Consider the following 22,772-nt stretch of genomic DNA (forward strand, 5'->3'; position numbering starts at 1 on the left):
GGCCGTGTCGTCGCGGGGCACCGGGCGGCCAATCACTGAAAGCCACACCATCGACATGAGCCTTTTGAGCCACACCCGGACCCCTGGGTGTCCCGATCGTACGAAGGAGCGGAACGAACCCATCAAGAGGGTAGGGAGCCTTTTCAGCGTTGCTTCTCCAGGGTGAGGACGGCTTTGGCTGCTGACGTGAGGCGGTTGGGGCTGCAGCGGGCGTAGTGGAAGATGCGCCAGCGTTTGACGGTGGCGACGCCGCGTTCGACGGGGTACCGCAGTCGGGCGTGGGCCCGGTTGACTGACCTCTGCCCGGCGGTGAGCTCGCCGCGGGGTGGGCGTCTGGTCGGGACGGCGAACGTGCCGCCCGCGCCGGTGTAGGCCATGTCGGCCAGGGCGGGGATGCGGAGCCGGACGCAGGTCTTCACGATGCGGTGGCGACGGGCTGCGGTCAGGTCGTGGGTGCGGCCGGGCAGGGGCCGGGAGATCCACACGAGCCTTCCGTGAGGACCGGTGATGACCTGCAGGTTCACACCGTGGCGGCGGTGCTTGCCCGAGTAGTCGGCGCGGCCGTCGCCGACGCGGTCGCACTCGGCGAGGGTGCCGTCGACCAGGACGTACTCGGCGTCCGCCTCGCGCAGGGCCTGGGTCAGGCCGGGTGCCTGGCGGGCGAGGAGGTCGATGACCTGGTGGACATAGGCGTGGGCGGTGCCGACGCTGATCCGGAAGCCGGCAGCGATCTGCGCGAGGGTGTCGTGCTTGCGCGGGTACACCAGTGCGACCAGCGCGCGCTGTGAGGGGCGGAGCTTGCACCGGCGGTCACCCTCCCGGGTGACGATCAGCATGGTGACCCACTCAACGAGCGCGTGCGGCAGGTCCAGTGCGGCAGGATAGGTGACCACCAGGGCTCCCCGGTAGAAGAGTTGAGACGTCAGATGTCTCGCTCAACTACCTGGGAGCCCTGTCCGTTCTTCCCTCGTCCACGACCGCCCGGCCGTCACCCGATCGGTGGCCGCTCTGAAAAGGCTCAGTGAAGGCGCCTTGGGCGATGTGCTCGCCCTCATGCCGCTCGTGGACGGTGTCCGCTCCGACGGGCCCGAGCAGGTCGATGCCATGCTCGTCGCGGGCGCGAACGATGTGCGCGGCAGTGACGTAGCCGGCATCCACAATGTGCTCGTCCGGCAGTAACTCCCGTGCCGCCAAGCCATGATGGACCGCATCGGTCATCTCCGTGTCACCGACCGTCGCGTCCGTCGTGACAACATGAGTGATCACATGAGGGGCGTCCGGTTCGCAGGTTTCACTCAGATGGGTCTTGTAGCCGCACCAGCCCGAGCCCCGCTTCACGCTGTAACGGGCGTCCGGATCGTAGGGCGAGGCCAGGCGGTGTCTGCCCGGCGGGAGGTCCTTCGCCTCCCGCCAGCGCACTCCCTCACCGTCGCGGTGATACTGCTCGACCCAGGCCCGACGCAGGACCTGGACGGCGGGAACCTCCCGCAGCCAGCCCGGCGCACCGGGCGTAAAGGCGGCCTCCAGGAGTGTGAAGCCGTCCCGGCCGACCTGCTCGGCCCACTTCTGTCGGACGTTCTCGCCTTTGGGGAAGCGGTAGGAATCGATCCGGGCTCCGTAGCGCTCGGCCCAGGCGGCGGTGATGTGTCCCGCCAGCCACTGCGGGGCCGCCGCGGCCAGCGCTTCCAGGGCCGCCCGCAGGGTCTCGCCGACGAACTCCATCCGGTTCAATGTCCTCACCGCGGCGAAGACATGGGTGGAATCCGTCCGCTGGCGGCCACCGGCCCGTAGCAGCCCGAGCCCGGAGATCCGCTCCAGGACCAGGCCCAGGAGCCGCTCCTCCAGGCCGTGCCCGATCAGCCGGGCACGGAAGTCGCCCAGGACTGTGAAGTCAAAGCCGGGATCGTCAAGTTCCAGCCCGAGCAGGAACTTCCAGTCCATCCGGGCCCGCACCTGGTCGGCGGCCTGCCGGTCGCTGAGCCCCTCCGCGAACTGCAGCACCGACACCAGCGCCAGAGCCCCGGGCGAGATCGCCGGCCGACCTCGGACGGGGAACGCCTCCGCAAACGACTCGTCCTCGAACAGCGGACCAAGCGCTTCCCGGAGGCGGATCGCCAGCGTTCCCTTCGGGAACGAGGCCCGCACCACCCGCGCGGTCAGCTCCGGCACCCCGACATCCCGCCGCGACTCCAGCAACACCCGGCCCCCTTGATCGACGACAAGCCCGATCCTGGCAGCTGGACCATCCGCCATCACCGGTTTGCGGATTTCCCAACGGAGTCCTTCAGGCCGGGGAGGAATGGGTCCTGGCTCTGGGCCGCGAGGCGGCGGAGCGATCTTCGCAGGTTCTGACGTGGCCCGTCAGTGCCTGCCGGTGGGTTGGTCTTGCGCCCCTCGGATAGTCCTATCGCATCTACCCGACGGTGGGTCAGTGTGCTGCACCGATAGGGACGTTCGGATGTGCTCGGGTGGTGTCCTTTAACGATGTGAGGTGCCCCAAGGCCGGGAAATTAGCGTTTTTGCAGGTCATGCAAGCCCGTTTATGGGTTGAGGCGAAAGCGCAAGGGAGCTCGTTGGTACAGGCAGTCGACCAAGACAGCTTGCTCCATGCGGGTTCATTTTGCCCTGCCGTCCGCCCTCGGCGACGGCCGTCACCCGTACGGTGAGAGCTGACCGCCGTGGTGCCGTTCGAGCTGCAGGAACTGCGCAGCACACAGAGGGTGGCGAATTTGGGGGACGAGAGCCCGGGGCACCCGTCGCGCGGATACCAGCCGACGAGCCCCGTCGCGCCACAGCCCGTCCAGCCGTCTCTCACCCACATCGCCGTCGTACCGCCCGGGTTGCCCGCCCGTGCGATCCGCGTGGTCAGAGACGGGACTCGCTCACCGGAACGGGGACGGGGACGGAGAGACATCAGACATCTCGGCAACTGGATCAACCTACGAAACAGCCCCGAGCATCCCCGCTGATCATGCTCGCGCGCCGGGAACACCAAGATTCCCGACAGAGTCAAGCTCAGGCGCTCGGCCGGCTGGCGGCCCAGGAGGCTACCTGGGAACGCGTGGTGAACCCAAGTTTCGTCAGGATGTTGGCTACATGGCACTCGGCTGTGCGCCGGGCGATGACCAGCCGTTCGGCGATGCACCTGTTGGACAGGCCCTCGGCGAGCATCTGGATGACCTGCTTCTCTCGCTGGGTGAATGCAACACACTCGGCGGGGGGCGACTCGGAGTGTCCGGAGGTCTCTTCTCCCAATGCGTAGCTGATGCCTTTGTCCACGGGGAGCACGGCACCGCTGTGGAAAGCCTGTTGGTAGGCCACCTCGCCCAGGGCCACTTTGATCTGCTCCTCGACGGCACCATGCCAGTCCTGTAGAAGTTCGAAGCCGGCCAGCAACGGTCCGAGGGGCCCCAGCGGCTCCCACAGCACGCTGCTCACTCCCAGTAGCCGGGCAGCGCGCTCGGGGTCGCCGAGATCCATGGTGGACCAGGCCAGGTACTCCATCGCACAGCCGATGCCGAGCAGGTCGTTGAAAGGCTGCTTGCAGCGGATCGCCTCCCGCAGGTATTGGGTGGCCTGTCGGCCGTCGTGCTGACGCCATTCTGCAAGGCCGAGATAGGTCAGGCACCACGACAGGCAGTACTGCTCGCCGCTAGCCTTCAATTCTGCGGCGCACTCCTCGGCGATTGTGAGCGCGGCCTGGACCTGACCGGACATGCAGGAGGCCAGAGAAAGGATGACTCTTGCAACGATGACGTGCGGGTTCGGCTCGCCTAGGGCCTGCTCCAGCCGGATGCCCTCGTTCAGCAAGGGCACGCTCTGGTCGAGTCCCTCGACCCTCAGGAGGTGAGCGAATCCGGAAAGGTATATGGCATGCGCGTGCATAGCCGCATCGTCCAGCCGTCGGGCGATCTGTTCGCACTCACCGATCATGGCCAGCGCCGCGTCCTTCTCGCCGCCGACGATGAGGAGGTAGGCATAGACCCAGAGGCCTATCGCCCGCTCGGAGCTGGGCTCAGGCTGCGAGGCCAAGGTGCGCCTCAGCCAGTACTCGCCCTCTTTCTGCAGCCCTGACAGCATCCAGTAGAGCCACAGGGCGCCCGCCATATGGAGCCCTGTGCGCATCTCCGCCGGCTCACTGAGGCAGAACTCCAGCGCCGCGCGCAAGTTGGCGTGCTCCGCCCTCATCCTCACCAGCAACTCCGTCTGCCCGGGACCGAACCACTGCACCTGCAGTTGCTCAGCCTGCTCCAGGTAGTAGTCTCGATGCCGGCGGTGCAGCACTTCCTCCTCACGGGACTCCAGCAGGCGTTCGCGCCCGTACTGGCGGATGGTCTCCAGCATCCGGTATCGCACCCGCCCTGCGGTCTCCTCTCGCAACAGAATCGACTTGTCCAACAGCCCGGCGATGGCCTCCAGGACCTCTTCGGCGGGCAGACCCTCACCCGCGCACACGTGCTGGGCGGCCTCTAGATCGCAGCCCCCTGCGAATGCCGACAGCCGCGCCCACAGCAGCCGCTCGGTATCCGAGCACAGCTCAAAGCTCCAGTCCACCGCCGCCCGCAGCGAGCGGTGGCGCGGCTGCGCAGACCGATTTCCCCGTGTCAGCAGCGCGTACCGGTCCCCCTGGCGGGCCAGGAGCTCTTCCACCGAAAGAACGCGCATCCGCACCGCGGCAAGCTCGATCGCCAGAGGCAGTCCGTCCAGGTGCCGGCAAAGCGACGCCACCGCCTGCCGGTTGTTCTCGGTCACCAGGAAGCCGGGCACCGCTGCGGCGGCCCGCTCCGCGAACAAGGCCATCGACTCCGGGGTGGCTGTCGTGGTCAGGTCAGGGACGGGCAGCGTCGGCACCATGAAGACGCTCTCGCCATCGATGCCCATCGGCTCGCGGCTGGTAGCCAGGATCCGCAGTCGCGGACAGGCGGGCAGCAATCGGGCGACCAGCTCCGCGCACCCCTCCACCAAGTGCTCACAGTTGTCCAGCACCAGCAGCAGCTGCTTGTCCCGGAGGTAGTCCGTCAGCGCCGCCACTGGCTCCTGTGTTGGACTGCGCAGGCCCACAGCCTCCATAACCGTCAGCGCCAGCAGGTCCGTTTCTCCCACCTCCGCCAGTGGTGCCAGCCACACCCCGTCGGGAAAGGCTCGACGCAGCTGCCGCGCAACCTGCAGCGCCAACCGGGTCTTTCCCACCCCGCCCACTCCGGTCAGCGTCGCCAGCCGGGAGGAGGAGAGCATTTTCTTCACCTGTGACACCTCGCCCTGGCGTCCCACCAGAGACGTCACATCGACTGGGAGGTTGTCACGCACTGCAGTGGTCACGAGAACCGCCTCCAAACGGCCAAGACCGCAGCCCTTGCGCAGGCGTCAGGGCGACCGGCATGGAGACCTCTTCTAGGATCAGGGAAGGCGAGTCGACCGGCCTTGCCGGTAGTCCCTCCTCCATCCACGACCGTCCGGCCGTCACCCGATCGGTGACCGCTCTGAAAGGGCTCATTGCTTCCAATCCCCTGATGAGGTTCCGCGCTGCGGGCCGGTCGCCGGGTGGTACTGCGACCTGGCAGAAACGTTAGGAACAGGCTCGGGTCGCCTCCTGGGCGCACCGCCCAGTCGTAGTAATCACGCTGTGCAGCAGGCCACAGCCCCACTGACAGCCGACACGTGCCAGGACGTCGTTGAGCGGGTTCACAGGTTGGGAACCCGCTGGTGGCAAACACTTTGAGTGCTGTGAGGAAGACCCCGACTGACTTCGGCTTTTGCAACTGGATAGGTGCTGCTGAGTGGGGGCGTACTGGATCGCCGGTTGGTAGGGACCTGTGGTGATCAGGTGGTGGCGGGCATCCAGGGGCTGCCGTGCATGACCTGGACGCGGACGTCGAGCATCCGCTGGTCATGGCAGGCTGCGGTGGCGAGGTGGGTACGGATCGCGGCGAATTCCCGGGCCCCTTGCAGAGTGCGCAGGCATCCGAAGACCTTGATCCTCAGCTTGGCCATTCTGATCGTCTGCTCGGCCGGGTTGTTGTCGAACGGCGGGACAGGGCAGGTAGTCAGCCCGGTGGTCGCTCAGGCGCTTGAACAGGGCGTGGTGCTTGGCCTCGGTCTTCGATGCGCGGGTGGCGGTCGCCCTGACACGGTCGGCGACCGCTCGCCGCAGTCCCCGCAGCCCGCGGGTCTTCGCCTGCTCGTCGATCCGGTTGGCTCCCGCTGCGCTGGCGCTCTCGGCGGTGTTCTTCAGCGAGCGCGGCGTCGATGGCCCGGTAGGCCGCGCAACGCGCCGCCCGACCGCCGCGTTCAGGCACCATGACCAGCTCCCGCCGCCCTGGCCCAGTCGTAGAAGCGCTCGCCGTGGGAGCCCTTGTCGCCGGACAGACGCTTCCAGGCCTGCGGGGGCAACGCGGCGACCACTGGTCGACCCCGACCTCACGCCACCCGGTCGTGATGACGGTGTCGTTGACGCTGGTACCGCGTTGCTCGAGCCAGACCCGCAGGTGCTTGACCCGCTCGTAGGCCTCGTCCCCGGTCACCCACGCGAACGGAACCCCGACATCGATCGCACGCTGCAGTATCCATCGGAAGTGCGCGTTCTTCGTCGCGAACGGCCTTCATCGGGCACGCCGGCCGCCCGGCTCTCGGTCGTCCGTCTACGATGCCGGCAGGACAGCTCTCGGTCGACCAACGCGCGGCCCTTCGAGGAGGCGTAGGCCAAGAACGTGCCGACCTGGGAGTTCTCCGTCCTGCCCGCAGTCCCCGTGTACTGGCGCTGTACCCCGGCTGACCGCGAGCCCTTCTTCAGGAAACTGGTGTCGTCGCCGATCAGGATCCCGTCCTTGGCCCCGATCGTCTCCACGACGAAGTCCCGCACATCGTCACGCACCCCGTCCGCGTCCCAGTCCGTCTCACCCAGCAGACGCTGCATTCAGCTGATCGGCGCTGCGGCCGCGCCCGTAGACATGGCAGAACAGGCGGTCATCGCTAGTCCGCGCGTCGGGGCGGAGCCAGTTGGAGATATCGACGGCCAGGGCGAGGCGCCCGTCGGTGAGCCGGGGAATCGGTAGGGCGGCCAGTGTGCGTCGCAGCCGGGGCTGGCTCGAACCAGCCCCGGTCCAGCGGGGCGTACACCGCGCCGTGCCCGCGCCGGTGCTCGGCCACCAGCGTCTTGACCGGCCTGTCCGTGCACAAGAGCGCGTCGGTGAGCTCGAAGAGCACATCCGCTCGCTTGTACAAGCAGTCGTAGAACTCGACCCGAAAGCGGACATGATGCCCAACGCGTCACCTGCGGGCGCGCCGACGGGGAGACTCATGGGCAGCGGCCATTCTCTCGTGCTTCGTGACTCGACATCTCGAAGCGCGGCGAACGGCCGCACCCGCTGTCCCGGAGAGAACCGCAGACCAGCAAGTCGGGTGACCCGTGGGGTTGAATATCAAGCTGAGCTGAGAGTGCCCGGTCGTCGTCGGCACGGCACTCGGCCTGTCTGATCTTCCCGTCAGTGATGAGGGCCGCACGAGCGTGGCAGCTGGTCAGCCGCACCCCGATTCGTCTATGGCCATTCACCTAATTCCTTCGCCGACGGAGCAACCTGTCGCATCCCACTGCAGCAAGGATCAGCAAACCCTGCACAACCTGCAGATACAGGGTGTCCCAGCCCAACAGGTTGAACCCGTTACCGATCAAGGTAATGAGCAGTACACCGATCAATCCGCGCCAGATCGCACCTTCTCCGCCGAGGACGCTGGTACCGCCTACCACGGCGGCCGCTATCGCGGTCAGCTCCATGCCTGTGCCCATGTCCGCCTGCGCCGCTCCGCCACGCGCGGCGAGCACCAGCCCGGCCAGTGCCGCGCACACTCCGCTGATCGCGAAGACCGCGATTCGGACCTGGCCGACACGGATGCCGGACAGCCGCGCAGCCTCTTCGTTGCCACCGAGCGCATAGATCCGCCGGCCGAAGGTGGTCCGTGAGAGCACCGCCCAGCAAATCGCTGCGACCAGCAAGAACAGCAGCGACGCTGCGGTGATGCCGCCGAGAACTGTCGGCTGGCTGAGCGCCTGGAAGGCTCGGGCCTGTGTCTCGGGCGGATACACGATTGCACCACCTGTCAGCACTACGGCAAGCCCGCGGTAGGCGATACCCAGGGCGAGTGTGGCGATGAACGAATGGACCTTCAGCAGGATCACGACCAGCCCGTTGAGTACTCCGAGCACACCGCCGGTCAGCACCCCCGCAACGATGCCGGCTGGCACCCCGGCGTGGGTGGTGACCGTCACGGAGACGATCGCGGACACGGCCAGCACCGCGCTCATGGATAGGTCGAACGCGCCTGAGATGATGACGATGGTGGCGGCGCAGGTGAGCAGCCCGACCACCGCGGCCTGGTCGAGCAGGTTGACCATGTTGCCGGTGGTCATGAAGGTCTGGGTGGTCACGGACAGCGTGACCACGATCATCGCCACGATCAGCACGATCCCGAAGTCGCGCAGCCTGGTGAGTCTGCTATTGGTAGCCCGTTCAGCCGCTTCGGCCGTGCCGCCCTTCGGCTCAGCGGTGATGGCCATGCGTGCCTCCAGGCGGGCTGCGGGTTGAGGTGGTTCGGGAGATGTGTCCTGGACAGGCGGGCTGTCGGCGAAGGCCAGGGAGAGCACCTGTTCGCGTGTCGCCTCGCCGCGGGCGATCTCCGCGACGAACCTGCCGTGCCTCATGACCAGCACACGGTGCGCGAGCCCGAGCACCTCTTCGATCTCGGAAGAGACCATGAGCACGGCCGTTCCCTGGGCTGCGAGGTCGAGCAGGAGCTGGTGGATCTGGCGCTTGGCCGCCACGTCCACTCCGCGAGTCGGCTCATCGACGAGGAGTACCTTGGGCTGCTCGAGCAGCCACTTGCCGAATAGCACCTTCTGCTGGTTGCCGCCCGATAGTGTCCAGACCGGGCCGCTCAGGTCGGCGCCCCGGACATCGAGTTCTCGGAGCATGGATGCGGCGGCCGATGCTTCGGCGCGACGGCGAACGAAACCGCTGCGCTGGCGTGCGTCCAAGCTGGCCAGCGCCATGTTCTCGCGGACCGCGCTTCCCATGACCAGTCCCTGCCTCTTGCGGGACTCCGGGACCATGGCCATCCCTGCTCGCATGGCCTGCCACGGCGAGCCGCCCGGAACGGTGTGGCCGTCCACTTCGACGTGTCCGCTGTCACGCGGATCGGCACCGAAGAGCGCGCGCAGCATCTCTGACCGGCCGCTGCCGACCAGTCCGGCGATACCCACGATCTCGCCAGCTCGTACCTCCATGGACACGCCTTGGACCGCACTACCACGGCGCAGGTCACGGACTGCGAGGAGCACGGGAGCCGTGCTGGGCAGCGGGACCGGTTCGGGGTAGAGCAGGTCGATCGGGCGCCCGGCCATGTGCTCGACCAGGCTGTCCGGCGTCTGCTCTGATGCCGGTCCTGTGATCACGTGCTGGCCGTCCCGGAGCACGGTGATGTCGTCGCACACTGACAGCAGTTCGTCGAGGAAGTGAGATACGAGGACGATCGCCACGCCGTCGGCGGCGAGCTGCCGGACGATGTCCAGGAGTCGGTCCGTCTCCGTCTTTGTGAACAGTGCAGTGGGTTCGTCCATGCCGATGACCGAGGCGCCGGACGCCAGCGCCCGGAGGATTTCTACCTGCTGTTGCACCGCAAGTGGTAGGTCGCGTGCCAGAGCCGTCGGATCCAGCTCGAATCCGGTACGCCGCAGCAGCCGGACGAAGTCCCGGCTGTCGTGTCGCGCGGTGAGCCAACCCAGTCGGTTGCACCATCGGCCGAGGTAGACGTTGTCCAGCACGGTCATCGCCGGGACCAGCGCGGGTTCTTGAGAGATCAGCGCGAAGCCGTGCCGCAGGGCGTCTGCTGGCGAGCCGATGGAGATCGGTCTGTTATCCACCAGTACCCGGCCGACGTCCGGGGTCACCGCGCCGCACACTGCCTTCAGTAGCGTTGACTTGCCCGCGCCGTTCTCGCCGAGCAGCCCGTGCACCCGGCCGCCGTGCAACGTCATCGACACGTCACGCAGTACCGGTACGCCGCCGTAGGCCTTGCTGTACCGCTCGAGGTCGATTCTGACCGGGTGGGGCACCGGGTCTCCTCTTGCCCTGCCGGAGTGGCGCTTAGTCGTCATACTCACCCACGACGTTGGCGAGCGCGTCCTTAGTGCCGATGCCGCCGTTGGGAGCCAGGTCGGCCTCGACTGTGACTTCCGGAACGTCCTGTCCGCGTGCCTTCCCGAGCCCGACCTCAGCGGCTTTCGCGCCTGCGGTCTTCTCCGGGAGGTAGTAGGTAGCGAACCAGCGGCCTTCGCGAACGGCTGTGACCGCTTGTCGAGAGCCCCCGTTGGCGACGAGGAGTACGCCCTTGTCGTGGAGGACGCCCTCGGCGCCCGCAATGGCCTGCGAGGAGCCGATGACGACATCGACGCTGGGGTCGGACTGGAGCACGTCTTGCATGGCCTTGCGGCCGCTCTCCTGGGTGTAGCCACCCTCAAGCCGTGCGACCAGCTTCACGCCCTGCGCTTTCGAGAGGACGTCGACTGCGGCCTGAGTGCGTGCGTTGTCCAGCGGCAGCGTCCTGAGCCCCTCGAGGTAGGCCACCTCGCAGGGGTTGGCCTTCTTGCTCTCGCAGGCCTTCAGCGCGAGTTCGCCAAGCTTGCGGCCGTTGTCCACCGGCACGTCCAGCACTGTGATCGTGCCTGGGACCTGCGGCGTGGCGGTGTCGTAGCGGGTGCCTACCGGTGTGAACTCGGCGACCACCGTGATGCCGGCCGCGATTGCCTGCTTGACCGCGGGTATTACTGCCGCACCATTGTTGGCCTGCACGATGAACACATCGAAGCGTTTGGACGTCACCGCGTCCTGGATCTGCCTGACCTGGGTCTGGGCATCGAAGTTGGGGTCGAAGAACTCGGCGTCGGCGTCGTTGGCCCCGGCGTACTCCTGGATGCCGGCCCAGGTCGCCGAGGCGAAGGAGTTGGCGCGGGCGAATCCGAAGAAGGCAATGTGCTTGTGCCCTCCCGCGCTGGCCTCGGCCGATGATTGGGAGGTCGCGGTACCCGCGTCGTGTGCGGCACACGAGGTGCCCAGGAGCAGCCCACCGGCCGCCGCAGCAGACACAAGGGCCAGCCTCACTCTGTTGATCTTCACGTTCGCGTTCCATTCCGCTAGTGCACCCATGTGCCTTCGCTGGCCGCCGCCACGACCGTCTCGGAGCAAAGGTGACGGCCGGTCGCCGGTGGTGCTGCGACATGGCACAAACGTTAGGAACAGGCTCTGTCGCCTCCTGGGCACACCGCCCAGCTAGGGAAGCCGGAACTGTGCGACGGGCCACGGCTTCCCGCCTGCGGCCGCCGTATCAGGCTGAGCCACTTGGCCTACAGCAGCGGATCACGTCAGTCTACCGGCCCACTCAAGATTCGGACGGCATCGCAGGCCGGTGGGTGAGCCCACGGGCAACGGCGGGAGCAGACGCGCAGGGAAGGATTCTGGGACATGGAAACGCCGTTCACGCGAGAGCTAACCATCGTCAACAGGCGATGGTTCCGTCGTCATTGTGGACGGAACCATTCGAGCAGCTCGCCGGACAGGCCGTCGCCAGCAGCGACATTGGTGATGGTGAGGCCATCACGTGGTCGCACGGTCGCACCGCTTCCCTGCGCCCCTCGTCATCAGGCAGGTGCACCGGCGGCGCGCAGCGCTTCAGTTTCCTGCAGGTCGACCTCGAAAGTCGCCGGGTCGACGACGACGCCGTACTCGCGGCGCGATGCCTGCACAGATACGAAGCCGTTCCTGACGTCGCGGGCCACGCGCTCCGGCTCACGGTCGAACGGGTTGCCGTAGCCTCCGCCACCACCGGTGTTGTTGACCAGCACGTCCCCGGGCTCGAGGTGGTTGTAACTGCAGCCTTGGACGACCTCACGGTCCGTTCCTGGGTTGACGATCACGTGGTTGTTGCCGCCGACCCGTCCACCACCGATGGACCACGGGTTGGTCTTGGTCTTGTAGACGATGCAGATTCCCTTCGACTCGGCCAAAAAGCGGTAGCTCCTGCCCACCCCGACGCCACCACGGTGGCGGCCGGCTCCGCCGCTGTCCGGACGGTAGCCGTAGAACTCGATGAGCATCGGAGATTTCGTCTCGAGCACCTCGACCGGGTTGTTCCGGCACCCCGGCTCTGTTAAATGCATAATCCCGTCTTCGCCGTCACCTCCGGCGTGCGCACCGAACCCGACCGCCTCGTTGGTGGCTTCCACCCAGGGCTCACCGTTCCGGGGGTTGACCCCGAGTCCCATCATCGAGCAGACGTCGCCACCAGAACACGCCGGCACGAGGTCGGGCATGCCCTGCGCCAGTGCCTTAAGGATGACCTCACTGGCCAGGATTCCCGTCCACATGGTGAACGTGGGCTGCGGCGGTACGGCGTGCATCACCGACCCCTTCTCCGTCACGACTCGCAGCGCCCGGAAGTTCCCAGCCACAACGGGCGTGTCCGGCGTCGTCAGCGACTTGAAGATGAGACAGCAGAGAGCCTCGGTGAGCCCGCGGGGGACGTTGATCGGGCCCCGGACCCGCCGGTCGCTACCGCTCCAGTCGATCACCATCTCGTCATCGCTTATCGTGACTGTGACGTTCAGTTTGATCATCCGCTCCAGGTCGACCCCGTCGTGGTCCACGAAGTCGTACGCAGTCCAGGTGCCGTTGGGCAGCCTTTCAAGAGCCAGGCGGGCCAGCCGCTCACCGTGATCGTTGATCGCGTTCATCGCGTTCAGCAGCGTGTCGGCGCCGTACTTGTCGGCGATCTCCTGGGTGCGGCGTACCCCGGTGACGCAAGCCGAGACCTGCGCCTGGATGTCACCGATTGTCCGCTCCGGCAGGCGACTGTTGAACCGGATGATGTTGAAGACGTCACTGTTGGGGACACCTCGCCGATACAGCTTGCTCGCAGGGAGGACCAGCCCCTCCTGGTACACGTCCGTGGAGTCGAGGACATAGCCGGGGTCCTTCTGATTCAGATCCAGGACATGAACCCGGCAGGACGTAAAACCGATCAACCGATCGTCGTGGTGGATGGGGGCGAAGACCAGCGGGTCGAGCGTGTGCGCCGACGCCCAGTAGGGGTAGTTCAGGACGAAAACGTCGCCCGGATTCATCGCGTCGGCGCCAAGGAACTCGACCGCCTTCTTGATGCCGTAGTCGCTCGCACGAGTGAAGACCGCGATGCCCGGAGCGTCCGCAACCACGTCACCGTTCGGGTCGTGGATGCCGATGCCGTAGTCGTGAATCTCGTAGACAACGGTGTTGTACGCCGTCCGGCACAGGTTCCGTGCCATCTCGTCCGCAGCGGCCAGCAGGCCGTGCCGGATGATCTCGGTGGTGATCGTGCCGCTCATCGCTGGCCCTTCGCGGCGTGATGGCTGAGGCTGATGACCATTTCGCCCAGGGGGCCGACCTCGAGCCGGTCGCCGTCGTGGATCACTGTGGTTGCGGTGTGCTCGGTAATTACGGCGGGACCCGTGATCGCGTCGCCGGCGAGGAGGGTCTCGCGAACGTACAGGTCGTACTCGACCGCTGGCCGGTCCTCACTGAGGTAGACCGACCGTGTTCCGATGGCCTGTATGAGGCCGTCGGTCCGCCGCTCGATCAGCGGCAGCACGGGCTTGTCGACGTGGCCCAGGGCCCGGACCCGCAGCGTCGTAATCTCGACCGGGTCGTCCATGACGTGCCCGTACTGCCGCTCGTGCAACTCCGTGAAGGCTGCCTCGATGGCGGCCACTGTTTTCGCCCCGGTCGGGTGGGGCACCGTCACGGCGTGTTCCTGCCCGGCATAGCGGACGTCGAGCATGCGCACTATCGTGCGCCGGTCTGCCCCGAAGCCCTCTTGCTCAAGCAACGCGGAGGCCTTCTCCTCCATCGGGCGGTAGGCGGCCTCGACGTGCTTGGGCTGCAGGGACGCCAGCGGCATGAGATTGGTGCGCGAGAAGTCGTGCTGGATGTCGGCCATCAACATGCCGAAGGCGGAGAACGCACCCTGGCCCGGCGGCACAATCACCGTGGGGATGCCCAGTTCTTGCGCCACCTCGACGGCTACAAGGCCGCCGCCGCCGCCCGATGAGAGAAGGGCAAAGTCCCTGGGGTCACGTCCCAGGTCGACCGTGATGGCCCGGACGGCGCCCATGATCTTCATGGTCGAGATTTGCACGATGCCGCGTGCCAGCGCTCTCGCCGACAGGCCCAGCCGCTTGGCAACCGGTTGGAGGGCCTCCTCGGCCACGGCCGCGTCCAGAGTGAGCTTGCCACCGAGCCGCGAGTCCGACCCGAGGTAGCCCAGCGTCAGCGCGGCATCCGTGAACGTGGGCACGGTCCCGCCGCGACCGTACGACGCCGGCCCCGGGGACGCGCCCGCGCTCTGCGGACCGACCTGCAGGGCACCGGCCTCGTCGAGCCAGGCGACCGAGCCGCCGCCCATGCCGATGCTATGGATGTACAGGGAGGGAGTGTTGATGGGCATCTCCTCGAACTCCGCACCCTGCTGCAGCACCGGCTCGGAGTCGATGATCAACGAGGCGTCCAGGCTGGTGCCGCCCATGTCGATCGTGATCATGTTTGGCTGGTCGATCAGACGGGAGAGCGCCGCGGCACCGATAACCCCACCCGCAGGACCGGACAGGATCAGGTTTACCGGCTGTTCACGGGCCGATCGTGCCGTCATCGCACCACCACCGGACCTGGTCATCAGGAAGCGACCCTCGAAGCCTCCGGCAGCCAGCTCTTTCTCGAGGATCTCAAGGTACGTGCGAACGATGGGCTTGATGTACGCGTCCAGCACGGCGGTGCTGGTGCGCTCGTACTCCCGGTACTCGCGGGACAGCTCGTGCGACAAGGTGACCGCGACGTCGGGTGCGACTTCCGCCAGCACCTCACGCATGCGGAGCTCGTGCTGAGGATTGGCGTAGGCGTGGAGGAAGCTCACCGCCACCGACTCGTAGCCGCGCTCCGCTATCCGCTGGGCAGTCGTGCGCGCGTCTTGGACGTCAAATGGCGTGTGCACTGAGCCGTCGGCAAGGCTGCGCTCTGTCACCTCGAAAGTGTCATAGCGCTCAAGCAAAGGGATCGGCTTGCGGTAGGTGATGTCGTAGTTGACGCGGCGGTCCGTGCGACCGAGGAGGTAGACGTCGCGGAAGCCACGGGTGGAGATCACGGCCGTGCGCGCGCCGTTGCGGGTCAGCAGCGCATTCAGTCCCAGCGTCGTCCCGTGGCTGAAGGTGGCCACCTCGTCCATCGCAGCGCCGGCCTGCTCGAAGGCGTTGAGAACGCCACGCGTGGGGAAGTCGGGAGTGGTTGCGACCTTGTCGAAGATCAAAGCGCCGGTCTCGGGAATCAGTCCGACGACATCGGTGAATGTCCCACCCACGTCGATCGCAACTCGGCATGTCCTGGTCAATGGAACGTCCTTTGATACGCGGCACAGCTTCGGGAGCGGCCGTAGCACGATCGGGCAGTACGGGGCTCAGGATGAAGTCTGTCGTTGACGGCCCGGACGGGCCGTGCGTTGAGCACCTGCCTGAGGCGGGATTCCGTGCGGTTCGCACACAGCAGCACTCTGCTAACGCGCGGTCGCGCCAGCAGTGGCCCATGATTGGGAGGTGGTGAGCAGAATAGGCATCTGGGTCGGCGAACGTTGCGTGAGCGCTGTCTGCGTGCCCATGGCAGCTTCGCGGCCGGGGGTGACCCGCGCGATCTCGTCTACGGCCGGCAGGGCCCATAGGGGCCCATTGGCCGCAGAAGCAGCCGCGATATCACAGGTCCTCAGCGAGGTCGTCGCGGAAAATGCTCAGATCGCCGATCTGGTCATCGATCTCGGCGGACTGCTCGCCGCCTCTCTCAGGGAAAGGTCAGCCCTCCCTGTCGGGCGAGTCACCAGCCTTCGGATTTCACCAAGCCGAACGTCGATCCGGCAACCGCTGGCGAGCTGGCCTGACCACCTCGTCGCCCGGGTCGACGGAGGAAGCGTGCACATGGTCGGCGGAACGGACATGAACGGCGACCGTCCGGTCCCGATCGACTACGGTCTCGTCGATGAGGTGGTACGCCAGGCGGACGCTGCGCAGTCCGACAGCTTCGCAGTGGTCGCGGTCGGCGCCCTCATGGACGAGGAGATCGAGTTGCTGGTCGCCGACCACCTGGTGCGGCGCAGCGGCCGACCCGTCGTCCTGTCCCACCAGATAGGCGGCCTGCGCTTCATCGAGCGTGAGGCGTCGACGATCCTCAACGCGGCACTGCTTGCGCCGAGCAGCGTGTTGTTTGACCGGTTGCAGCAGGTTGTCCACGACGTTGCGCCTCGGTCGCGCCAGTCGTTCTTTCTCGCCGACGGCTCGCGTCTCGGGAGGGAGGAGACTCGCGCCTTTCCGATCCGCGCGCTCGGCACCCGCGCGGCCTCACTCGCGCAGGGCGCAGCGGCTTTCTGCGGCGTGGGTGATGCCATCGTCTTGGTATGGACACCCCAGCAGACGGAGTTGATGACGATCGAGCAGGGGTGTCTGCGAACCGAGCCGCTGCGCCAGCTCCCTGCCTTGCTGCCGGGGGTCCATCTGAGCCAACGTTTTGCTTCACGGGTGACCCTGTCACAAGACGTGCTCAGTGAGGCCATTGTTCCGGACCTCGTGCGTGCGGACCTGGCGCTTGTCCTGGTGCCGGCCATGTTCGACTGGGAGCCCACGTCGTGGCACGAGGAGGTGAGTTCCGCCTTCGAGGAGTTCGCCGCAGAGCTTGCGCAACGCTTTCCTGTCCTTCATGTGGTCAGGGAGGTCTCAGGGGAGCTGGCGGCTCTCGGTGCTGCAGCGGCACATCCACAGAGCGAAGTGGTTAAGCTCGCCGTCGTCGAAGGGGCCGAGGGCCGCGACAGTGCCCGCCAGCGCACTAGGACGATGGCGCAGAGTCGGGTGCTGGCCACGGACGCCCGTGTGAGGCCCCGCACCGTGACCGACACCGTAGCGCCTCTCTCCTTTCTGGAGTCGGGGCCCGTGCTCATGCGCGTGCACGTCGACGGCACGGATGAAGAAGCACCATGACTAGATGGCTGACCGCTGACGACTTCGACGACCTGCTCGCCGGAAGTCAGCTCGGTGTCTTCTCTGCCGCCAACACGTTTCCCGGTTCGATTTCGACGTGGGTCCGCGAGCTGATGCAGGAGCGCGGCCGGCTCTCCCTCGTAGGGGTAGAAGAGGCCCACACCGTCTTCGACGAGGACGCGGACGCAGTCACGGTCGGGGGTGTGGGCTCGCTGCCCGCGAATCTGGAGATACCATTCCGGGGCGACGAGCCGCGCATTGTGGTCGAGAGGATGACGCGAATCTACGGTCGCCCCTTTGTGGCCATTGCCGCATTGAACTCGGCCGGTCCGAACGCGCTGCTGGCGGTTGCGGCAGCGTGCAAGCTTGGTCTGCCATTGTTGGACTGCGACGGTCAGGGAAGAGTGCTGCCGCTAATCGACCAGACCACCTACGCACTCGGCGGTCTCTCGCCCAGTCCCCTGGTCGGTGTGGGACCGTGGGGCGATCTTGTCACCATCGAGTCACCGCGCGGTCGTGTCGAGACGCTCACGCGTGCTGCAGTTACCGCTGCGGGTGGCTGGCTGTTCTGCGCCCTCTACCCCGCACCGGTCAGGGACCTCACCCGCACTGGTATAGCGAACGCCATCTCGCGCTGTGTCGAGATCGGCGCCACGTTGCGCGGTGGGTCCACCGGCCCACGAGGACAACTGGCCCGGCGGCTCGGGGGCCGTCTCATAGGCCGCGGCCGGGTGCTCCAGATCGAACAGCACAGTGACGGTGGGGGCAGGACCCACCAGCCGGCCCAGCCCATCGGCATCCTGATCGAGGACAGTGGCCCCACGAAGTCATGGATCCGGCTGGAGGTACGCAACGAAGTGGTTCTTGCCACGATTGACGGCCGCATCATCGCATCCACCCCAGACACAATCTGCATGCTCGACCCGATCCGCCGCCGCACCGTCGACCTGATCGACCTCCAGCTGGGGGACGTCATCGATGTGCTGTTCCTTCCGGCCGATCCTGCTTGGCACACGCCGGAGGGACGCAAACTGGCAGGTCCGGAAGCCTTCGGCCTGCCCCTCGGATCGCTCAAACCGGTACTGTGAGTGAACGATGATATCCGCAGCAAGTGTGATTACCTGGGGTGAGCTGCTGCGCTCCGACGCGATGCGAAACACCCGGATACCGGTGGCCTCAGCGCTCGAGCGGGAGGTCCGGTCGGTGCAGCTCATCTCGGATCTGGAGGAGATCCACAGCTCCCGCCCAGGCACCGTGGTAGTGCTCCAGCTCCCCGTCGCACGCGCGCCGTGGGCGGTCGAGATCGCGGTCAGGTACGCCTGGGAACGCGGCGTTCGCTGTGTCATCGCACAGCTGGACGAGACTGCAGCACAGCCCGTCACAAGACTGGCAGAGCGTCTGGAGATGCCGGTGGGCTTCCACGACGGCGACCTCCCTGCCCTCGCCCTGCAGCTGTCCGCCCTCGTCACCCACCCCGAGGCGCTACGAGCTCGATTGGTGGCACGGTGCGCCACCCGGCTAGCGGAGCAGCGCACAGTGGCCGCGGGCCTCAACGTCTTGAACCAGGAGTTGCCGGGTGTGCAAGTGGGGCTTCACGGCCCACAGGGCGTGCTGATCGCGGGCCATCAGACCGGAGGGGCGGACGAAGCGCGCGTGATCAGGGTCCCTCTGGCGGTCTTGGACTTCCAGTCCGGTCGTGAGCTCGTCGCTGTGCTCACGTGGAGTTCGGCGACGTGGCGCGAGACGGTGACTCGGGTGCTCGAGATCGCGCGGACACATGTGATCGCCTACGAGGCGGCGACGCGTGTGTCATTGGCGACCCAGAACCAGCGCGAGCGCTGGGCACTCGACCGCCTCCTGGCCAGGCCGACCTCGCGTGAACCGGCCAGTGAGCTTGGTTGGGTGACCAGTGGCAGGCTCATCGGTGCGGTCTTGCTGCCCGTCGACCCCGGCCTGGCCGGAAGCGAGCAGCTGGGTCTGTCCCTGCGGTCATCATGGACGAGCCGTAAGTCTGACCTGGTCCCGGTGCCCTACGGCGAGGGCTGGGCCTTGTGGGAGACGTGGGACCTTCCCGACGATCTCCAAGAGCAGGAGGACGACGACCTGCTCCGCCAGCAACGAGCGACGGTAACCCAGCAACTGGTCAAACGGCTGATGCGCCAGCTGGGCCACCTGCATCTCGGAGTCGCCTTTTGTACCGGAGTCGGTGAGCCCGTCGACGGGGAAGAGAGCCTCGGCACGACGCTCGGACAGGCCATGCTCGCGGCCAGGGCCGTCCGGACATCTGGTCGAGTCGGCGTCATCCCGTTCTCCTCGCTCGGGGCCCGCGTCCTCTTGACGGCTGGATCAGGCCCGAACCTCCGCAGGATCGCACGGGACACCCTCGCAGAACTCATTGAGCGTGAGGAAGGTGATCAGTTGGTCGCCACGCTGGCCGCCTACCTCGACTGCGGGGGATCGACGAGCCGTGCGGCAGATCGCCTCGGCGTCCACCGCAATACCGTGACCGCGCGGATGGAGCGGATTCGCCGCACCAACCTCCCTGTCGATGACCCGGACCGACTCTTGGGGCTGCATGTTGCCTGCTACCTAGCTGAACTAGGGTCCGTTTCAGACGTCGATCAAGCTCTGTGATGATCCTTCGGTGGGACGTGGAGACCTGCTGTCCCTCGTGATCGATTGTCGGCGGCCGTGGCAAAGTCCAGGTGTGCGGCCAGTTGAGTCCCGGCTGATGGCCACCGGAAATCCAGGTGGATGGTCGTCCGGCCTGCGGTGTTCCTGATCGCTTCCTCAACTGAAGGAGACCCCTCCGTCCGCCTGCGTTCCGCGTAATTCAGCTGCCTAGAGTCACGAATCTGGGGTCTGACCTGCGCGGACATGGGTGAGGGCGCCTGAGAGTCGTTTCTCTAGGCGCTGGTGTTCGTGCTGGTCAGCGGGGTGCGGGTTCGAGGGCGATGATCTGCTTCGGTGCGGGGATGCCGAGCTTGGCCAGGAGGTCGGTCTGGGGCTTGGTGAGGGTGGTGACCTGTCGGAACAGGCCGGTAGGGCCGGTGAATGTGCCGAGGTGGAGCCGGTCGAGCTCGCGGCGGATCGTCGTCCAGGTCTCCTCGGTGGTGGTCTCGATGATGCGGATCAGCAGCAGGGCGAGCCAGCAGAGGACGACGTGTGCGCGTATCCGCTCCTCGAGCCGGTGATAGACGGGCCGCAGGTCAATGATCTGTTTCATGTCCCGCCACCCCCGCTCGACTTCGAGGAGTTGCTTGTAGCCGAGGGCGATGTCCTCGGCCGACAGATGCGGGTCGGAGCATCGCAGCAGGTACTTGCCGTCGAGGTTCTCCTCGGTCTTGATCTTCGCGGTGTCGACGCGGAGCTTGCCGGCCGGGGTGGTGCGGAGGTAGCGGTTGAGGCCGGGCTTGTCGGCGAGCTTGCCGCGGAGCTCGCCGCGCTTGAAGTCGCTGAGCTTGTCGGTGCCTTCGATCAGGGTCGTGAGCTGGGAGACGAGCTGTTCGCGTATGTGCTGGTCACGGGTGGCGGCTTCGGGGTTGTGGCAGATCACGAACCGTTCGGTCTCCGAGATCCGCACTTCCTTGACCCGCATGTTCCCGGTGATTTCGCTGTAGCGGCCCTGACGGGACAGGGCGGCCTTCACCTCCGGGCTGCCGGAGCGGAGTTTCTCGCCGACGATGTAGGCGTGGTCGCCCCGGCGGAGGTAGCGGCGGTTGCGTTCGCTGGAGAATCCCCGGTCGGTGACCCACACGATCTTGCTCAGGGTCCAGTCCCGCATGTCGTCCTTGACCTGCCGGATCAGCTTCTGGTCACCGGTGTTGCCGGGCCAGGACCAGACACGGACCGGGATCCCGTCCCTCGTGACGGCCATCCCGATCACGATCTGCGGCAAGTCGTCGCGGGAGTCCTTCGACTTGCCGAAGGTGCGGAACCCGGCCTGCTCCACGGACCCGCCGTCCTCCTCGGCGGTTGGGCGGTCGTCCGTCAGGAGGCGGCCCCGGTCGTCGCGGGCGGAGGGTTCGTCGGCCTCCTCCAGCTCGAAGTAGGTGCTGGTGGTGTCGAAGAACAGCAGGTCGACCTCGAGGTTGAGGAGGTTCGCGACCTCGTCGAACACCCGCTTCTCCAGGTCGTCGGTCACCTCGTGGAGCCAGTCCATCGCCCGGTAGCAGGCATCGTCGTCGGTGGCCGGCAGGCCCTCGACATGCACGTCGTGCGTGACCCAGTCCGCGGCGGCCAGCTTCGACGACGGAGCCAGGGCCCGGTTCGCGACCAGGGAGAACAGCACCCGCTCGGTCACCGACATGTCCCGGCGCCGGCCCCGTTTGGGCTGCCCGACCTGCCCGACGATCCTGTCGATCCTCAGCCTCCGCCAGAGATGATCGAGCACGTAGGTGCCGCCGAACGGGACCGACGAAACGAACTCCAGGTCACCCGCTGCCGTCGACGCCAGTGCCTCACCCGGCTCCAGCAGCCTCGATAGAGACGCGACCAGGCGTCTCACCGCGTCCCGGTCGAGGTCGTCCTCGCGGCCGAACGTGAACAGGACCTTCGGGACCGCCCGGCCCTTCACCGGATCCCACTCGTTGTGAGCCAGGTGCAGGTACCGGACCGTGCCGGACTTGTTCTCCCGTTTCGTCGTCTTCACATACACGACTCCAGACCCTACGGACCAACTGCACGTCAGCGCAGGCGAATCCGCAAAATCGCGTCTCTAGGCGAATCCGACCGCGTCACCAGCCCCCACCCAGCTGACCTGCACCTTCAACCCGGTAGGGACTGCAGAGCCCCTGAATTACGCGGAAGGCAGGGTCCGGTTTGCTGGTGTTTGCGAAGCAACAGCAACCGGCCGGAGAGGTCCTGTGACGAAGTCTGACAGAGAGATCATGGAAATCTTTGAGGCGTACGACCTGACCGAGACGGTCTGGTCGGCGGCCACCCTGACAGGGCACGACCCGAAGACGGTCAAGCGGTATGTCGAGGCCCGCGCCGGCGGGCGCAATCCGTATGAGCGCGAGCCGCGGCCGAAGATGATCGATGCGTTCCTGGAGAAGATCGAGGAGTGGATCGAGCAGTCCAAGGCGACGATCCGGTCCGATGTGGTCCACGACAAGCTCGTGAAGATGGGCTATCCGGGCAGTGCCCGCTCGACCCGGCGGGCGGTGAACGCGGCGAAGGCCGCGTGGAAGGCGGGCAAGCGGCGGACCTACCGACCGTGGATCCCCGAGCCCGGGCGGTGGCTGCAGTTCGACTGGGGCGGTGCGACACGAAGTCGCGTATGGCGAGTGAACTCGCAGATTGGAGGCCGGCAATGCCGGTTGCGTAGTTCCTGATCAGTGTTCGAGATCGGTCCCCTCCTCAACGTGCGTCCGCAGGTCCTGCCTGCCGGGGGTGCGGAGCTTGAGGAAGACGCCCAAGGGCCCCCGTTCTGTCCGGGGGAGCAACCGGGCAAGGGGAAGACCGGACGGGTGAACGTGAGTGAACCTCTGATGACACCTCGTCATCGCAAGCCTGGAAGACGGGAAGGACACCAGGTGATAGGGCCTGGCCGCTGGTGGAGGCGGCAAGCGGCGACCTCAGCGTCCCCAGAGGTTGCGTGAACACCGCTGGCCCCGGGGTTTAGGAGGCACCCACCCCGGTCGCATCTCACATACGCGGAACGTGGAAACCCCGTCGGGGTCCG

Annotated in this window: 14 protein-coding genes and 1 pseudogene; 4 read left to right on the forward strand and 11 right to left on the reverse strand. The window is 66.6% G+C overall.

The features are described from left to right. Window positions 1-143 precede the first annotated feature (143 nt). From OG689_RS40610 to OG689_RS40655, 10 genes and pseudogenes are all read right to left on the reverse strand, one after another. A complete protein-coding gene (locus OG689_RS40610; protein WP_266328054.1) occupies window positions 144-893 on the reverse strand; it encodes a transposase in 750 nt (249 codons plus the stop codon). Window positions 894-939: 46 nt separating this feature from the next. Further along, window positions 940-2,199 carry a transposase gene (locus OG689_RS40615; RefSeq protein ID WP_266328056.1) on the reverse strand — a complete coding sequence of 420 codons (1,260 nt, stop codon included), beginning with the start codon at window positions 2,197-2,199 and terminating at the stop codon, window positions 940-942. An 816-nt stretch (window positions 2,200-3,015) separates the two neighbouring features. Continuing rightward, window positions 3,016-5,319, reverse strand: a complete 2,304-nt coding sequence (locus tag OG689_RS40620; protein WP_266328058.1) for a LuxR C-terminal-related transcriptional regulator — start codon at window positions 5,317-5,319, stop codon at window positions 3,016-3,018. 501 nt (window positions 5,320-5,820) lie between these two features. Continuing rightward, window positions 5,821-5,991, reverse strand: a complete 171-nt coding sequence (locus OG689_RS40625) for a hypothetical protein (protein ID WP_323189403.1) — start codon at window positions 5,989-5,991, stop codon at window positions 5,821-5,823. Window positions 5,992-6,517: 526 nt separating this feature from the next. Next, entirely contained in the window at window positions 6,518-6,913 is a 396-nt protein-coding gene (locus OG689_RS40630) for a transposase (RefSeq protein WP_266328060.1), read from the reverse strand. A gap of 4 nt (window positions 6,914-6,917) precedes the next feature. Next, window positions 6,918-7,298 (reverse strand): annotated as a pseudogene (locus tag OG689_RS40635) (transposase); the annotation flags it as partial. A gap of 251 nt (window positions 7,299-7,549) precedes the next feature. Next, complete coding sequence (locus OG689_RS40640; RefSeq protein ID WP_266328062.1) at window positions 7,550-10,105, reverse strand: ATP-binding cassette domain-containing protein; 2,556 nt, start codon at window positions 10,103-10,105, stop codon at window positions 7,550-7,552. A gap of 31 nt (window positions 10,106-10,136) precedes the next feature. Beyond that, window positions 10,137-11,165, reverse strand: coding sequence for a sugar ABC transporter substrate-binding protein (locus tag OG689_RS40645; RefSeq protein ID WP_266328064.1), 1,029 nt, complete (start codon window positions 11,163-11,165; stop codon window positions 10,137-10,139). A 521-nt stretch (window positions 11,166-11,686) separates the two neighbouring features. Next, window positions 11,687-13,408, reverse strand: a complete 1,722-nt coding sequence (locus OG689_RS40650) for a hydantoinase B/oxoprolinase family protein (RefSeq protein ID WP_266328066.1) — start codon at window positions 13,406-13,408, stop codon at window positions 11,687-11,689. Next, the gene (locus OG689_RS40655; RefSeq protein WP_266328068.1) at window positions 13,405-15,459 is read right to left on the reverse strand and encodes a hydantoinase/oxoprolinase family protein; all 2,055 of its coding nucleotides are present in this window, start codon (window positions 15,457-15,459) and stop codon (window positions 13,405-13,407) included. The genes OG689_RS40650 and OG689_RS40655 overlap by 4 nt, the downstream gene beginning before the upstream one ends. 331 nt (window positions 15,460-15,790) lie before the next feature. Here OG689_RS40655 and OG689_RS40660 point away from each other — a divergent pair, with 331 nt between their 5' ends. Genes OG689_RS40660 through OG689_RS40670 form a run of 3 tightly spaced genes read left to right on the forward strand, consistent with a single transcriptional unit; the run spans window position 15,791 to window position 19,720 of the window. After that, window positions 15,791-17,086, forward strand: coding sequence for a hypothetical protein (locus OG689_RS40660; protein ID WP_266328069.1), 1,296 nt, complete (start codon window positions 15,791-15,793; stop codon window positions 17,084-17,086). Beyond that, complete coding sequence (locus tag OG689_RS40665; protein ID WP_266328071.1) at window positions 17,083-18,174, forward strand: DUF917 domain-containing protein; 1,092 nt, start codon at window positions 17,083-17,085, stop codon at window positions 18,172-18,174. Before OG689_RS40660 ends, OG689_RS40665 begins: the two co-directional genes overlap by 4 nt. Before the next feature lie 7 nt (window positions 18,175-18,181). Further along, the gene (locus tag OG689_RS40670; RefSeq protein ID WP_266328073.1) at window positions 18,182-19,720 is read left to right on the forward strand and encodes a helix-turn-helix domain-containing protein; all 1,539 of its coding nucleotides are present in this window, start codon (window positions 18,182-18,184) and stop codon (window positions 19,718-19,720) included. A 295-nt stretch (window positions 19,721-20,015) separates the two neighbouring features. Here OG689_RS40670 and OG689_RS40675 read toward each other — a convergent pair whose 3' ends face one another. Beyond that, window positions 20,016-21,737, reverse strand: a complete 1,722-nt coding sequence (locus OG689_RS40675; protein WP_266328075.1) for an IS1634 family transposase — start codon at window positions 21,735-21,737, stop codon at window positions 20,016-20,018. A gap of 238 nt (window positions 21,738-21,975) precedes the next feature. Here OG689_RS40675 and OG689_RS40680 point away from each other — a divergent pair, with 238 nt between their 5' ends. After that, entirely contained in the window at window positions 21,976-22,422 is a 447-nt protein-coding gene (locus OG689_RS40680; protein ID WP_266328077.1) for a hypothetical protein, read from the forward strand. Window positions 22,423-22,772: the final 350 nt, after the last annotated feature.

The organism is Kitasatospora sp. NBC_00240 (assembly GCF_026342405.1).
Taxonomy (GTDB): Bacteria; Actinomycetota; Actinomycetes; order Streptomycetales; family Streptomycetaceae; genus Kitasatospora.